A 17136-nucleotide genomic window follows, 5' to 3' on the forward strand; every position below is an offset into this window, starting at 1 on the left:
TATAAGCTTTCTATAAGCTTCTCCCAAATTAACCATTAATCATTAACCATTAATCATTAAATAAGGCTTCCTATAAGCTCTCTAAATCTACATTATTTTATTTCCCCACCCCCATTTGCTAATTTGCTAATTAACCCATTTACTAATTTTACCCGCTTGTGTGGCTCACACCTGCCAGTGTGGCTCACACCTCACACCGTCATTGATTGGGTATTATTGGTATTTCTGACATTTCTGATATTAATCAGTTTTATTGACATTTTTGGTATTATGGTATTAATTCGGTATTAATTAGTATCTTTGCAAAGTAATTATAAACTTTTGTACCAATGAAAACATTCTATGCGGTTGCTATTATTGGAATTATGCTATTGGGCATAGCGCATTCAGCACTTAGTTTCAAGAAATACGACCAACTTTCGGTAGAAGCCTTTTGGTTTTTCAGTGCAGGGTTAGCCCTTATTTTTGCCGGTTTAGCCAATGGCTTACACTATCAGTTACAACTGCCTATTACTTTTCGTTATGTACTTGCTATAAACGTGCTATTAGTACTTTTTACAGTATTTTTAGCGATAAAAGTACCTGCTCCCACTACCCTTTTAGTAGCGATATTCTCAGCACTACTTTGCATAGCAATTTTACTAAACAAATAGATAGGCAAGTACTCAATTACGATGAGTTTAATAAAAAAGAGCTGTTCATTGCTGAATAGCTCTTTTTATCCGCTCTGTGTGAGACTTTAAAAAAAATGAAGCTCTATTTTCTTTTAATTTGTAACTAATTTTTATTTCAAATCTGTCGTTTGCGACACTTCTTTTTAGAACAAAATTTCATTAAACCTTATACTTACTTACCTTAAGGCTTATAAATAACTTTACCATTAGAAATAGACCCAAACTCATAAATGATAATATAGAATCCTTTTGCGTATCTCGACATATTAAAATCTAAGCTTTTGCCGAAATCTAAATCTCCTTGTAAAATTCTCTTACCCGAAAAGTCAAATACTTTAACTCCAATTTTATCTAAATTATCCCGATTATTTAAGTAGTATAATACTTTTTGGAGCTCTTTATCGTTTAACTCTTTTCCTGAATATTTAGCGTCTAACCATTGCTGTAAATCCTCTGTTTGAACACGCAAAGTCGAAGTCCTATTCGTGAAAAATTCATATACAGGAATATCTTCATTTGTGCTTTTAACGGGACTATTATAAGCAGAAGCCGACCTAAATGAAGTTTCATTTATTGCCCCATAATAACGAGCTATAGTATTAGACCATTTCGTAGGGGTACCACAGTCTGATATATATCTCATTTTGGTTTCTACAATAAAGGGAGTAAAAGTATATCGTGTAGCTACAAATTCCTCTTCCCTATTTGTACCTCTAAATTCAAATTTGTCCTTGGGGTCTTTGTAAACAATAGTATTTTTCCACTCTACTTTTATTGACGCTCCTCCCATATAATCATCCAATATTACGTGTTTTATCACCCTTGTACTTCCATTACAACAAGGAGTGCTGTAAGGTGATTGTGGGTGATTTTTGATAGTATATTGAGCGTTAGCCCAATTTCCTTGGTATCTCACATAAACCTCTTTTTCAAAAGATTTTACAGTGCCATCTTTATAAGTTACAACAGCTTTAATAGTTCTATTTCCATCCCAATAGGTACCTCTAAACACACAACTTTTAGTACCTTGTCCTGAAACAATTTCCAATCTATATTCAGGATCTTCCCATTTAATAGTAGCATCATTAGGGATAGGAGCTATTAACTCAAAAGTAGCATCTGTTCTCAAGCAAAATTCATCAGGACCTGCAATAGTAGCTTTCTGCAAAGCCTTATAAGCATCTACCAACCCATAACCCATCTCATTGTTCCAAGTTCCATTAGGACGAGTATAAGTGTTTTGGTAGTTATAACCTCCTACTTTTTGTGCAGTTTGTTCTATGATATCAGCTACTTGTTTAACTGTTAAATCAGGATTTACTGAGAGTATTAAGGCAGCTACTCCTGACACTTGAGGTGCTGCAAAAGAAGTTCCATCACTTGACAAATATGTATTATTAAGACCAGTAGAAAATATATCTATTCCAGGGGCAACAACGCTTAAATTATTTCCATAATTAGAAAAAGGAGCTCTTCTATTATTTCTATCTATTCCTCCCACTGCAATTACATATTCATTTGATGATGGATAGGATAAATTGTTAGAAGAATCATTTCCAGATGCGCATATTATTAAAACATTTTTTTGTTTAGCATAATCTATTGCTTTTTCAATAGCATCTGTTTTGAGAACAGAAAGACTTAATTGTATAATTCTCACTCCTGAGTTTACAGCATAAATAATTGCATCATCTAATATAGAACTTTCAGGAGCAAAAATTCCAACACAAACAGGAATAACTTGTACTCCTTTCTTTTTATTACCCCCAACAATACCTGCAATTCCTTCTGCATTATTTGTTTTTGCAGATATAATCCCTGATACCTGTGTTCCGTGACTATTTGTTGTTCTAACATCATTGCTCTGAGTAATAAAATTCCATCCTTTTAAATCATCTATAAAGCCATTTCTGTCATTATCTATATAATCCCCTGTAGAAGGATTGTTATTATCTTTCCATAAATCCTCATTAGGATTTAGATAAACATTTTGATAAGAATCTCTTCCTAAACCAATATCTTTGTGTGCCCAATCTAATCCTGAGTCCAATACTCCAATCTTTATGTTTTCATCTCCAAAAGAAAACTTCCAGGCATTAAATATATTTATTCGAGATAAATACCATTGTTTATCAATTGAAGAATCATTACTTTTAATTTCTTCATTATACTTTCCTATGGCATTATACTCTATAACACTAAATAATTGTAAAGACTTTAAATATTTCATATAATCCTCATAAGATATGTTATTTGGGACTTCAATATCATAATACCCTAATATGTTTGCCCTAATAACTTTTATATCAGAAGGTATTGTTTTATTATCTTGCAATTTAACCGTTACAATTTGATTATTTAAAGTAAAAAAACTCCCTTCTTGTAGTAAAGTCACTTTCCCATTGGTGTTACTTACTACACTAGCTTGTTTATCATAATATTGAGAAAAAGCAATATTAAATAAAAAAGTAATACCTAAAAATATAAATGTTTGTACTTTCATAGCTTTTAATTTTCATTGTTAATTTTTAAAGAAATTCTTGTGTTGTTATCTATTTTAGGATATATTCCCCAATAATATAGCCAACTAAAAGCAGGATAATGTCCCTCTTTGGGTAGTGAAACTTCTAAAAAAAGAGTACTGTTTGTACCTTCCTTTTCTATGAACTGATTTTTCACTGTATAGTAAAGATTAGGCATTTTTTTTTGTCCAATCAAAAGAGAATATTTATTAAAATTAACAATAGGAATAGTTGTATCATTAAATATTTCTTTCAACTGTTTTTCTGAATTGATAATAAGAATAGAATCTTTATCAATTCTATTGAAATAATTAGACTTCTCTCCTTTATTTGAAATTTTAGTAGAGAGAAATGTTTCTACTTCTTTGTCTATAGTAGGAGATATCTTTTGTTTTATCTCTCCTGTCTTTGAGCAACCGCATCCCACTATTACCAATAGTAATAATGCTAAAAATGTTTTTGTTTTCATGTCTCTATCTTTTTTAAATATTAAAAGTTACACTTTGTAGTAATAAAAATACTCATTAACAGTTTGCCCTATTAAAAATATAGGCAAAAAGAAACTTAATAGTAATATACATTTTTTCATTTTAATTACTTTTTTGAATATTAAAACTTACATTAGCATTGTTTGGTAGTTTCTTAACAATAATACCATAGAGAAAAGTATCAGGTTGTGTCGCCAATCCTGATATTTCAACTACTAGACTATAGCTATTAGCCTTTGTTTTTACGAATTGAAAACGAAAATCAGCTTGATTAGCATAATTATCATATCCTAATAAAAGAGTTTCTGTTGTAAAATCTATATCCTTAAACTGTTCAAGAGTACTAAATTCTACATTAGAAAATGTACTATCCAATGTTTTTCTATTTTGTATCACTTTATAGGTGCCAAATTTTTCATCACTCAAATAAACTCTTATCTTAGAAATTTCTCTTACAATCACAGCCTCAGGAGAAGTATCCTTGTCTGCTTTTGAGCAACCGCACCCCACTATCACCAATAGCAGTAGTGCTAAAAATGTTTTTGTTTTCATTTTAATTACTTTTTTGAATGTTAAAACTTATATTGGCATTGTTAGGTAGTTTCTTCACTATAATACCATAATAAAGTACTCTTGGTTGAGTAAAAAATATATCCGAAAGACCAACTTTGAGAGTATACTCATTATTCCCTTTTTTTAGAAAATCGTAAGATTTCACCCCATAAGTATGAACAAAAAACTTACTTCCTAATAAAACAGTCTGTGTAGAGAAATCTATTTCTTTAAAAATAGTTCTTTCTCCTAGATTCTGATTAGGAAACAAATCTTGTAATTCTTTCCTACTCTGGATTACTTTTAGAGTATCTTTCTCAAGATTGATTCCCAAGAGTTGCTCTTGAGGAATTTCTCTTACAATCACAGCCTCAGGAGAAGTATCCTTGTCTGCTTTTGAGCAACCGCACCCCACTATCATCAATAGCAGTAGTGCTAAAAATGTTTTGATTTTCATAGTTATATTGCTTTTAAAGTTATGCTACAAAGTTACGAAAAAATTTGTTATAATATATTGTATTTTACAGAAATCTTTGTTGGTTTATCTATTTTATGATTTACAGCTATATTTTTATTGTTCTTAAAATCCAGTGGCAAAGCTGAGCAATCCACAAAACACTTGTCTGCTGTTCTCCAACACTCTCCATTCCTCTTAAAGGTCTCCAAGCAATCAAGCTTCTTTAATCAATTTGTCTTAAAAAGCTAAGCCTCTACTTGTTTAATTTTTATAGATTTGTAAGGCTTTAGCCTTACTCTTTTTACGTTGAACTTCCATAATAAACTAAAAAAAAGAGCTGTTCATTGCTGAACAGCTCTTTTTAGTTATGAAAACTATTAACGATTATCGGTATAATGTAAAGTTGCCATAGAACTCACGTTTGTCGTATAATTCATCGTTCACCTCAATGATATACCAGTAGTCACCAGCTGGTAAGCTACGACCGTCGTAAGTACCATCCCAACCCTCTCCTGATCTGAGCAGTGCTACACGTCTACCATAGCGGTCGAAGATGTAGAAGCGAGCATTCACGTTGTTGTTTAAGTTTTTAGGTTTCCAAACATCGTTAATTCCATCGCCATCTGGGGTGAAGAAGTTCGGTACTTCAATGTCAAGATATTCTTTTTCTATCGTCATTGTACGTACACAACCTTGTGCATCTTCCACCTTCACTTCTATGATTTTAATGCGTCTGCCATTATCTATTCGTTCAGGGTCATTATGCTTGATTTTGTATACACGGTTATCGCCACTATCTACTCCGTTGAAGTAGTAAGTATAGCCTTTCACTGTGCTAGTTACCCCTCCTGTAGCTATCACTTCTATTGTATTGAGAGTAGTATTGGTTACCTGACTCAATACAAGCGGAGTGATTTGGTCTACTGTAAAGGTCTTGCTTGTTGTACAATATCCTGTGATAGGAGCTACCGCAGTGTAATGTATATGAATAGTTTGAGTGCGGGTTGTTCTATCAAAGTTATCGATATAAGCTATATTACCTACCGTACGAGTAAAGGCTGTACGACTTGCCGTACCGTTAAGACTATAAGTTATCTTAGAGTAATCTACTTCTGTATTTCTGAAACGTACTATCAAATGGTCTACATAGTTATTAGTATTCATTTCACAAGTACCTTCTTGTTCTACATAGCTTATAGCTATATCAGGGAACTCTTCTACAGTAAAGCTGAGTGTCTTAGTCATCGTACACTTATTAGTATCTTGTATCACTACTTGATAATAAGTGTTCTTAGGTGATGGAGCTAATCCTGAGAACGTTTCTGATGAACCTGCTGTTACTCCTGAGCGTCCGTCTATCTTTTGGTTATTATCAGCTCTCACGATATTTACTGTATAAGAACCTGTACCGCCTGCGATATTGTGAACTGTTACGCTTCCTCCATTCTCACCATAGCAAGTAAAGAAGGTTGAGTTAGTCACATCAATATCAGCAGTAATAGGTTGCGGATTCGTAAAGGTATAGCTTCCTGCTACGGTTACTGAACAGTTCTTAGCATCTACTATATCCACACGGTAAGTACCTGGTTTAATACCTGTAAAGGTTGCTTCACCTTCATTAGTAGCTATTTCAGGTAAATCACTGCCCGTTGCCGATGTTCTCACTAAAATATAGTGATAAGGACGTGCTCCTCCTGTTACACCTGTTACTTTAAGAGTACCATCATCAGCATCAATACAAGTGATTGGAGTTGTGGTTACTGAAATAGTAGAGGTATTGATACCACTATATGGGTCAATAGTCACACTCAAAGTACCTGTAGCGGTTGCACAGCCTAAGGCATCGGTTACTGATATAATATAGCTACCTGCGTCTAAGCCACCGAACTCAATTCCTGGAGCACCTGCTCTCACATTAGTTTGTACGTGTGGAGTGCCACCTCCTACAGGAGTAAGTGTTACAGTAAAGGTTTCTTGACCTCCTACTACTGTTAAGGCTGCTACCCCGTTCTTATTAGCACAATCGACAGATACTTTTTGTCGAGCATCTCTCACTTCTATCTCAGCAGGGTTAGAAGGAATAGTAAAGCGTGTTTTCGGTACTTTACATCCTACTCCATTCACTGTTACTTCAATATCATATGAACCACCTTTCAAGTTCACAGTAAAGCTACGTGTACCTGCTGGTATCGTTGCCGAAGTAGAAGTAGCTACTGTAGCTCCCACTGAGGTAATGGTATAAGTATATCCATTTGTTGATTGATCGCCGTTAGAAAGGTCTGTATCCACTAACCCGAGTGTGATAGAACCATTGTCGTTATGGCAAACCGCTCTCACTGGGTTAGTTGATTCTATCGCAAAGGTATTAGGTTGTCTAATACTGTGTACCCCTGTAATGCTACAACCAGTACGTTCGTTAATTACTTCTATTGTATAATTGCTATTACCAAAGCCACTTGAACCTGTAAGTGGTACACTAAGGGTAGTAGCAGTAGTAGAAGTAATAGCCACAAATCCATTATCAGTACCTCGGATAGTATAGCGCAATGGAGTGCCTGCTATATAAGTAGGCGTTACCGTTAAGCTAATATTTATCACTTCATCTACCACACAAGTTACTGAGGTAGTTGTAGTAATGCTCATTGAGCTAAGAGCAAAGGCAGGAGCTACTGTTACGCTAGCGGTATTAGTACTACAAGTGCCTGAAGCGTCTTTTATGCTTACGTAGAAGCTACCTCCATTGAGGTTTGTTAAGGTGTACTCAGTACCTGTACCTAAACTATTTCCTGCTCCGTCAAAGAACTCAGTAGTATAAGGAGGTATACCTCCTCGTATCTTAGTTACATCTACACTTACTTTTGGTGTAGTCATTCCTGCACCTCCCTCACATACATATTGAGTAGCTGAAAGAACATCTGCATCAAAGCTCAAAGGCTCTGGTGAAGTAAGTATTGTTTCTACCATTGCGGTACAACCCGTACTATTAGTAACGGTTATTTGGTATCTTACCCCTTGCGTAGTACCTCGTAGCTGTGTAAAGGTAGCATTATGAGTTCCTGCGGTTGAAGGCGTAGTAGTTACCGTTACGTTGCTACCATCGGTTAAGTCTATGGCACTTGTAATTCTAAATGTATAGGTATCAGGGTCGGTAGGAATAGCTACGTCTATGCTTCCTGTTGGGGTAGCTGTGAGACCTAAGTTACATTTTTCGTTATAAGCTTGAGTTACTATGGTCGATGGGTCGATAGGTGTTGGGTCTACCACTTGAACTTCTTTCACGATAGGACAATCGCGTGTTTCTGCATCAAATATACTGATGCGGTAGGTAGCAGCCTCAGTTGGGTTGGTAATAGTTACCACACCACCTGCTGGCAAGGCTACATTCTCTCTAATGATTTCACCTGCTAACGAACCGTTATCTAAACGCTCTAAGGTATAGCTGTATACACCTGTACCTCCAGTAGCTACTACGGTTATTTCAGCCGTAGGTGTAGCACACGTTTTTACTTTGCTCACGGTAGCCGTAGCTGTGATGATAGCCGTAGTACTGAATGTTGTACTAGTAGCACAACCATTCACATCTTTCACAACGATAGTGTGATTTACTAATGGGCTTACTTCTACCTCAAAGGCTTGATTAGCTATTGTCCAAACCACAGGCTGATCAGCACTACCATCTAAGGTGTAATAGTGGTTACCTTGACCTATCTGGTTGAGGGTCACTCTCACTGGTATCTTACCTGTTATATTGTTATAGGCTTGACAATTCAAGGCTGTAACATCCGATATACTTGGTACATCAAACATTCCTATGGTTACAGCAGCGTGCTGTATACAGCCATAAGCATCGCTTACATATACATCCCAGTTACCTGCTGGCAAGTTGATGTAAGTAGAAGCTTGCGTAGTGCCTGTCATTACCGCTGGGTTATAAGCTCCACCTGCGGTTACATAACCGTAAGTATAGCTTGCAGTACCTCCTTTAATATTCAACCACGCTTGACCAAGTGTACTACAAGAGGCTTTCTGAGTAGCTATAGTAGATACTTGTAATGGCACCGCTGAGCGTTTTACTTCAAATGGGAAGGCTTTCACGCAACCTGTATTTTCAGTAAACTCAATATAGTATTTACCTGCTGGCAAATTACTATTGGTGTTTTGTGTGATATGGAACGGAGCTGTTACACTTCCTCCTGCACCTACTTGTTGGTGATTATCTTCTCTGAATATCTTCCAAGTAATAGCTGTTGTGCTACCTTGGAAACCTGTTAAGGTATAGCTTACTGTACCGTCATTACCTCCTGCACATTTCACATTGGCTACTTGTAAGGTAGCACCCAATGTAGAAGCCGTAGGCACTGGCATAGTAGCTTGTTGAGTATATCTACAACCTGTTGTGATGTTGTACACCACAAAGGTATATTGAACACCAGGTGTTAAGTTTGGTATTTTTACAGCTACTCCTGCACCAGAAGCAGTTCCTCTATACCACGTATCAGTTCCTCCATTGAGGTTGGCGGTTGTAAATTGTTGTGCAGTAGTCGTATTTGGTGGATTTACAATTCCTGGACGATATACAGCAAAGTAAGCATTGGTAGTTGCACTGAATGTAGTGCCATTACTTGCCTTTATAACCATACTACTTGTTGTTGTACAACTTGTAGGCGTTTCAGCAGTGATAGACATTACATTAGAATTAGGATTAATTACAGTGCTAAGTTTAGTTTCACAACTATTAGCATCGGTAATGGTAATATCATAATTACCATAATCCAAACCAGTGAACTCTGTTGGCATATTATTAGAAGCGGTTAAAGTATGTGTACTTTCATAACCGTTCAAGTTATTTCTCAAATGTACTGCAAAAGGTGGAGTACCTCCTCCATTAACAAGAGTTACAGTGATAGCCGCTAAATCAGCTGCTGCTGATGTACAGCCCATTTGTTTAGTAACCGTAGCAGTAGCAGTAAGCTGTGGTACTGCTCCTACAGTAAAGGTTTGGGAAGCCACACAACCACGATTATCGGTTAATTCAGCTACATAGTTACCTTGTGCTAAAGCAGTAGCTGATTGTACAGTTCCTCCAGTATCTTTAATCACTAAGGTATACGAAGCAGTACCTACATAGTAATCATTTGGTGTAATTGTTACTGAACCATTCGCTTTTCCACAAGTAGCTTTGGTAGTAGTGAACGGTTTCAAGAAGCGAGGTGAATCGCTTAATAAAGTGATGTAACGTTCAGCAGTACATTCGCTACCGTCAGGTTTATAGGTTACTTGGAATCTAATAACAGTAGTAGTGGCTACACTCACTGCTACAGTAGCTTGTGAAGGAGCCGTAGCTATGGTAGTATAAGTTACACCATTATCTACACTGTATTTAAATTCTTTCATTGCTGTTAGAATACCGCCTTGTGCTGTAAGGGTGTAGGTTACACTACCTCCTTTACAATCAGCATACTGTTGGGTAGTAGGCGATACCTGTAATGTCAATGGGTCGTATACTTGGGTAGTAACAGTTGTACTACAACCAAATCCATCAGTTATAACAAAGGTATGGTTTCCTGCTGGCAAAGCATCAGGATATACATAGCTATTAGTGTTGAATGAATAGATAGCTCCTCCTACACGCTGTACTTTATAATTGCCATTACCACTGAGCATTGTAATAACTACTTTCTTCTCATCACCTGTTCTATAACAGTAAGATTGAGGTTCGGCAGTCGCTGAAATAGTAGCTTTATCTTCAATCTCAAAAGTAGTTTCTGTTTTACAGCCATTAGCATCAGTTACTACTAAACTATAGGTTCCTGCTACAAGGTTATTAAACTCATAAGGGTTAGGCGTTTTAGTAGCTGGCTGTGGAGCACTTAAAGTACCTGTTACCAATCCCACTTGATACTGATAACCTGGTGTACCTCCCGTAGCCGATACTTTTACTTTAGCCTTTCCTCCATTGTAACAAGTTATTTTCTCCATTACTACGGCAGTAGGTACAATAGAGGTAGGTTCTCCTATCTTGTAACCCGTTTGTAAGGTAGTAATACAGTTTGGATTATTAGCATCTTGTACAGCTACTACACCGTTTTGAGTAGCACTTAATCCTGTAATGGTAAAGACTCCTTGTGCGTCAAGGGTAGTCGTAGTCCAAACTGCTTGGTGAGGGTCAATAGAATATTTAACAGTATTAGAAGCTGGATTTATTACTCTAATACGCACTTGTCCATCACTAGCACCTTTACAGCTTACATTCTTCTCAGTACCATATTTCTCAATACGCATTTGCTTGAATTTCTCAATATTCACTAATTGAGAAACTTGTGAAGCACAATATTGTGTAGCCTGTGCTACTTTAATATTATCCACAGCATAATCATTGCCTAAGTTACCATAACTTGCGGCCGCTGTATTTACAATCTTAACGATAAGAGTGCCATCGGTCAGACCTGTCAATTCAGCTTCGGTAAAGGTAATACTTACATTCTTCCAGCTTGTAGCATTCACAGTGCCTACATTCTTGCCACGAAGCAGTGCTCCATCGCTCTTGTGTAATTCTACACTGAAACGAGGTGCTACTCCTGAGGTAGTTGAAATAAGATTCAAGGCATCAAAACTTACAGTTATAGGAGTAAGAGCAGTTGCTCCTGTAATGCGTTTTTCATACACTAATTCGCTACTACCATTTCCTGCAATAGCCAAATAACGTCCTCCCGAAGGGTCAGTAGGCGATGGTACCCAAGAGGCATTAGTACCTACTTGTTTAGTAACTACATAATTACCATCAGCCAAGTCACCATCAGTCTTACACACTAAACCTGTAGTGGCTCCTGATAAGCACTCATTAGCACCTTTGCCAAAATCTTCTACGTATAGTACATTAGACGTAGTAGCTGTATTCAAAGTCTTATAGTACACAGTAATAGAATGCGTACCTGGCGCTAACCATCTACTGAAAGTATTACCTGCGATAGCTATTTTACCACTACCATCTATACTGTATTCATAAGTTTGACTAGTAGTTGAAGCAATCGTTACAGTTACCATTCCATAACCATTATCACAACGATAGGTAATAGGGTTGGCAACGGTAAGAGTCGGTATGGTTTGCGCAACAATATTCACAGGGATAACAATACGGCAATCCTTGCTATCTTTTACATACACATTACCAGAACCTCCCATAAAGCCAACGTTGTTGGTTCCATAAGTAGTTTCTCCATCAAAACTATAACGGTAAGGAGGTGTGCCTCCTGCAACATTGTTTACCGCTATTTTATATTGGTTACTTGCATCGCAATCTTTATCAGCTACTACTCCTGCAAAAGCTCTAAGAGGATCTTTAGTAGGAGCAATTACAATAGGTTTCTGACTGTAAGTACATATATTACCCCCTACATTCGATTTCATTTCTATCTCATAGCTTCCTGCGGGCAAACCAGTAAATAACCCTCCTGAACTTGTTTTAAAAGCAGGTGTGATGCGATTACCATTATTATCTAACTTATACAAGTTAATAGTACGATTTTGGTGTTGGCTACCTGCTGGGAATATCATATTGATGTGCCCACTATTAGGATTGCTTTCACACTCAATTTCTTGAGTTACCGACAAGGTATAGCTATGTGGATCTGGTGGTGTAATCGTTACCTTGTTAGACAAAGCAAACTTTCCATTATCCATATCACCTACTATAAATACATATTCTCCTACTTGGGTAATATTTGGCACATCTACATCTACGCTTGTTTGGTGTGCTAACTGTAATGCAATAGGTGTAGCAGAAGCAATTGCCGTTTGTTCGTCAGCAAATTGTTGTACTCCATTGATACTCCAAATATAGAAACGATAAGTAGGTTTACCACCTTCGGCTTTAAGTTGTAACTTAGCAGTGTTACAATCTTTCCAACCTTTGAAGGCAGCAGTCATTGTCATTTCAGTGAGCTTATCTATCGTTACATTACCATTATACTCACAACCTGGTATTTGCACTGAGGTAACTTTAATATCATAAGTACCTTGTGGCAAGTTAGGAATGCGGTAATCATTTGTATTGATATTGTCAGTTCTCAGAAGTACACCTCCTTTGTAGATTTCTACCTTATAGTTTACACCACTGGTGCTAAGAGTTAATCTCACTGAACCTTGTGAATAGTTTGTTTCATCAATCTTATCAGTAAGGTTACCACTTAGTCCTGCTGTAAATACTTCAAAATAGAAGTTTTCATTACAATCTTTCAAGTGTAAACGATATTTACCAGCACTATTAGCTGTAAAAGTAGCGTTAGAATGTACCGGATTCCAGCAATTATCATCAGTATTGCGACAATCAGGAGAAGTTTCTGTACAGCCTCCACTCCATTGTTGCCATTCAAAAGCAGTGTTTTTATAGCTTACCGTAATATTCTTACTTCCTCCTTGACAGAAGTAGAAGTGGCTTGTCCAACTACCATCACCAGGACAAGTTACCCCTATATTCTGAGCTTGTGCACGAATAGGGTCGGTAGTAGGTGAAATACCTTGATAGTTGATAGTTTCTACTGTTACTACTGAAACTCCCTCGCAAAAATTCGTTTTCTCTACTTTATAAACACCTGGTGAATTAGCAACAATTGATTGTTTTGTCTCTCCTGGTATGAGGCTTCCATTCTTATACCATTGATAACTTGTAAAACCTCCTACAGCTTCAAAAGTCATCGCTCCAGTACCACAGAACACTTCCTGACGATTGCAATCCGTTGTATTTATGGTGATTGTTTTAGTACCTGCTTCCGTTTGTTGATTTCCTGTACAACCTGCAGCTCCTCCTTCGTAGTCTATATTCATAGACATTTTCAAGAAGTTCTCACAAGGTTTTAAAAAGTCATTACAATCGCCTACAAGTTTAAGGGGAATACGTATTGTACGGACAGGGTCTCCTGCTTTAAGCGTAGATTGCAACTGTACACCTCCTGCTGTACCTCCTATCACAAACTGATAGCTCTTAGTAGCATTGTTATAGCTACTTTGAGGAAGAGGATTATTCACTGTGCCATCACCTGCCCCATTAAGGTCAGGGTTACCATTAGTAACTACGGTAGTATTAGCAGGAAGTTTTACATTTATAGTTGCTTTATTGATATTTTCTAAACCGTCGTTCTGATAAGTAAGTACATAGAAGAACTCCTGATTAGGGGTCAACTGAGTAATAGTATTTCCAGAAGTATCAGTATAACGATGGTTCGATTTTAGTTTAGTAGCGTTAGATTTCACTGTTACGGTGAAAGAACAACTAATAGTATTTCCCTTTACATCAGAAAACGCATAGGTAACGGTATGAACTCCTATATTGAAATAATATGGAGGTGTATGGCTCTTTGTAGTAGTGATAGTACCACTACAAGTGTTATAAGCCGAAGGCTCTTGCCAATTTACCGATTTACCACAGGCTCCCTGATCAGCAAAAACTGTAATATCATTAGGACAAGGTGTTCTAAACTTAATGGCATCACTTCCTGAAGCCACCTGTACAGTAGTAGATTTAGTATATACTTTAGCATTACCACAACCTATACCTGGCTTCAAGTTATATTCAGCCAAATAGTGAGTAGTGGTCGTAATATCCTCAGAGAATGAAGGACCTGATTGAAGTGGAGACGAAGTAGTTTTTTGTCCATTAGCATCAAGCTTAAACCATCGGATATCAAAAAGATGTCCTGATACTCCAAGAAATACTTTAACTGTATTAGTTTCGCATAATCCTGATTTATCTACTAATAAATAAGGATCAAAATCACCAGTACTATTTATCTCTATATCTTTATTTACTGTTTGGCAACGGTGAATAGTCCTCACCATATAATGCCCCATAGGTAAATTAGAGAAAATATGATAATATTGGTTTTGTGACTGCTGGTAAGTTGCTTTTTTTACAAAAGTAGTTTGAGTAGAAGTAGCACTCGGTTTAGAGTATAATTCATAGGTAACAGGGAAAGCCACTTGCTGTCCTGTTAAATCTACTGAAATCATACCAGTGTTGCTACCACTATTACATACTGCAGGGTTTAAAACAGGGTTTAATTTCTCCATCTCTGGAATAGAGATCTCTTGGTAATTTTTCCTATTTATAGGAGGCATAGTAGGATCTGTTAAACTATGAACTCTATAAATTCCAAAAGTAGAAGAAGGAATAAAACCATACTTATTATCCCAGTCGGAAAATATCCTATATTTCCCAGTCAATAAATTAATAAATTCTCCTTTACTATTCTTTATATAACTATCATTACCATTTACTTTCACAGGTTGCCAAGAGTGATTGCCATAAGCGTCTACTACATCTCGTTCTATATATACTTTTTCTGAATCGGATCCAGTATTATTCACTAATCGTCCTATGTCAAAAATAATCTTTCCTACTTCACAATCTCTTTCATATTTCAAGATTGGATTATATCGCATTGCTGGAAGCACGTAATCTCGTGTAGTAGTATTACTACAAGCATCCGTTACTATTATTCTATAATTAGTAGAAGGCAAATTGGTACAACCAAAATTTCTAATATCACCTTCATTCGTATAATTTATTGGATATGTAATAGTACGAGTAACAGAGCTTCCTAAAGCCAACTTTCCTTGATAAGTAACCGATTTAGTACCATCTACAGGTTCTATCTTAAATTTCAATGGATAATAAAATTTATTATCACCTATTTCTTCAAAACGAAAAGCTCCTGTCCCTTCATAACTACCATAGCCTATTTTTAAATAGTTCCATATTTTCTCAATCGGATTAGAGGTAGTTTTATCTATATATTCTATATATATTTCTTTAACACAAGTTCCTCTACATCCCATAGGGTCTTTATAGGTAAGCCTATAAAGTCCTTCTCCTACCTTATCTAAATAAATAATATTACTTGTCCATCTTGCTTGTCCTGCTCCAGGGGTTCCTGACACCATTGGTATTTCTACCCAAGGTCCTGCAGAATTACCCGTTGTACTTTTTTCTAACTTATATTGACTTATGTCAACAGGAGCTACTGGCCAGGTGACATCATATGGATAAGTACCTCCATCCAAATTAGGCAAAGTTCTCCAATCCCCCGCTCTTAAATAGTGATAAAGAGATAAACTTTGTTCAAAAGCTCCACAAGAACCTGGCTTATTTTTTTTATAAGAATTATTATAAGTTCTAAATGTGTCACCTCTAGGACACAAAGGAGTTACGATTTGTTCATTAAAACGTACTCGCTCAGTAATCGTATTATTAGGTCCCTTTATAATAATCTCTACTTCATCACCTTTTTCAATAAAAGAGGGGAATTTCAATTTAAAACCATAACCATCAAAAGTACTAGAAATATCTACTTGTGGTTTAGAACTGTTTAAAAAGCGCACCACGGCTCTACCAGGTTGAGTAAAGAAACTTTTTATCTCTGAATATGTTATATTCGGATTCTGAGTTAGCCAACGATCCTGTCCTACTTCTTTTATTCTTAATTCAACTTCATATTTATTACAATCAGTTCTACTTCTCGTTAAATAACGATTGCTAATTCTTATGTCAATACAACTAAAGTCATTTTGTAAAGCTGGAATTTGTACTTTTGGAAGTATGCGTTCCTCACCACAGTTGTTATGTACATTTGTAATATCTTTTATTTTCACCTTTATAAAAGTATTTGGAAGTACCTTATGAGAATTATTTCCTCTTACTTCTATATAATTGTTACCTGTAGGACGAGTAAAGGTTTGTGCAGGCACCAGCACTTGGTCACTCATATCAAGTAGGGTTACCTCAAAAGGACCTATACCTCCATTAGGTATTTTAAATTTCACACCACCATTGTTCTTATTACAGGCAGGAGCAATGGCTTGTAGACTCTGGATATTCATTATCTTATAGCTAGAAATAACCTTTACGCTTTTAGCTTCAGAGTTCCCATTTTTCGCATCATATACTGTTACCGTATAGTTACCAGGATTTAAACTAGTAAAAGTATATTGCCCTGAGGTACCTCCTGCCATTCTCTCCAAACCTGAATCAGTTCCGTAACCCTCTAAGCGTACAAAATAACCTTCACTACCAGGCGCAGGACAACCCGAAGGAAGAGGTGATACTGGCTTTGCCTCTACCTTTAGCTGTGCATCGGAGTAACAAGTACCCGCCGTAGGCGTTACTTTTATGTCTATACATTGAGCTGACGCAACTCCTGCGAACATCAAAAACAAAATTGCTGATAAAAACTTTTTCATTATCATTAGTTATTAAACTATGGTATATAAAACTGCTATTCTTAAAACTAATATGTATATTATGTATACAGAGTTAGTGCGACAAAAGTAATCTTTTTTTTTTAATTACACATCATTAAAGTATATATTTTTACGTTTTTAAATCAAAAAAAATATAGGTTTTTCATTTCCAATATTTTACACTATGTTAAAGTCTTGTTAAAGTTTTA

At 36.3% G+C, this 17136-nt stretch carries 6 protein-coding genes; 1 reads left to right on the top strand and 5 read right to left on the bottom strand.

Annotated elements, in window-relative coordinates; genetic code table 11:
- The first annotated feature begins 329 nt into the window (after positions 1-329).
- Positions 330-653, top strand: coding sequence for a hypothetical protein (locus HMPREF9078_RS08795; protein WP_009420352.1), 324 nt, complete (start codon positions 330-332; stop codon positions 651-653).
- A 202-nt stretch (positions 654-855) separates the two neighbouring features.
- Here HMPREF9078_RS08795 and HMPREF9078_RS11330 read toward each other — a convergent pair whose 3' ends face one another.
- From HMPREF9078_RS11330 to HMPREF9078_RS08820, 5 genes are all read right to left on the bottom strand, one after another.
- Positions 856-3177 carry a S8 family serine peptidase gene (locus tag HMPREF9078_RS11330; RefSeq protein ID WP_009420353.1) on the bottom strand — a complete coding sequence of 774 codons (2322 nt, stop codon included), beginning with the start codon at positions 3175-3177 and terminating at the stop codon, positions 856-858.
- 5 nt (positions 3178-3182) lie between these two features.
- Positions 3183-3665, bottom strand: a complete 483-nt coding sequence (locus HMPREF9078_RS08805) for a hypothetical protein (RefSeq protein WP_009420354.1) — start codon at positions 3663-3665, stop codon at positions 3183-3185.
- A 121-nt stretch (positions 3666-3786) separates the two neighbouring features.
- Complete coding sequence (locus tag HMPREF9078_RS08810) at positions 3787-4236, bottom strand: hypothetical protein (RefSeq protein ID WP_009420355.1); 450 nt, start codon at positions 4234-4236, stop codon at positions 3787-3789.
- 1 nt (position 4237) lies between these two features.
- On the bottom strand, positions 4238-4693 hold the full coding sequence (locus HMPREF9078_RS08815) for a hypothetical protein (RefSeq protein WP_009420356.1): 456 nt from the start codon (positions 4691-4693) through the stop codon (positions 4238-4240).
- A gap of 384 nt (positions 4694-5077) precedes the next feature.
- The gene (locus HMPREF9078_RS08820) at positions 5078-16933 is read right to left on the bottom strand and encodes a T9SS type B sorting domain-containing protein (RefSeq protein ID WP_009420357.1); all 11856 of its coding nucleotides are present in this window, start codon (positions 16931-16933) and stop codon (positions 5078-5080) included.
- Positions 16934-17136: the final 203 nt, after the last annotated feature.

It is taken from the genome of Capnocytophaga sp. oral taxon 380 str. F0488, from assembly GCF_000318255.2.
In the GTDB taxonomy this organism is placed as follows: domain Bacteria; phylum Bacteroidota; class Bacteroidia; order Flavobacteriales; family Flavobacteriaceae; genus Capnocytophaga; species Capnocytophaga ochracea.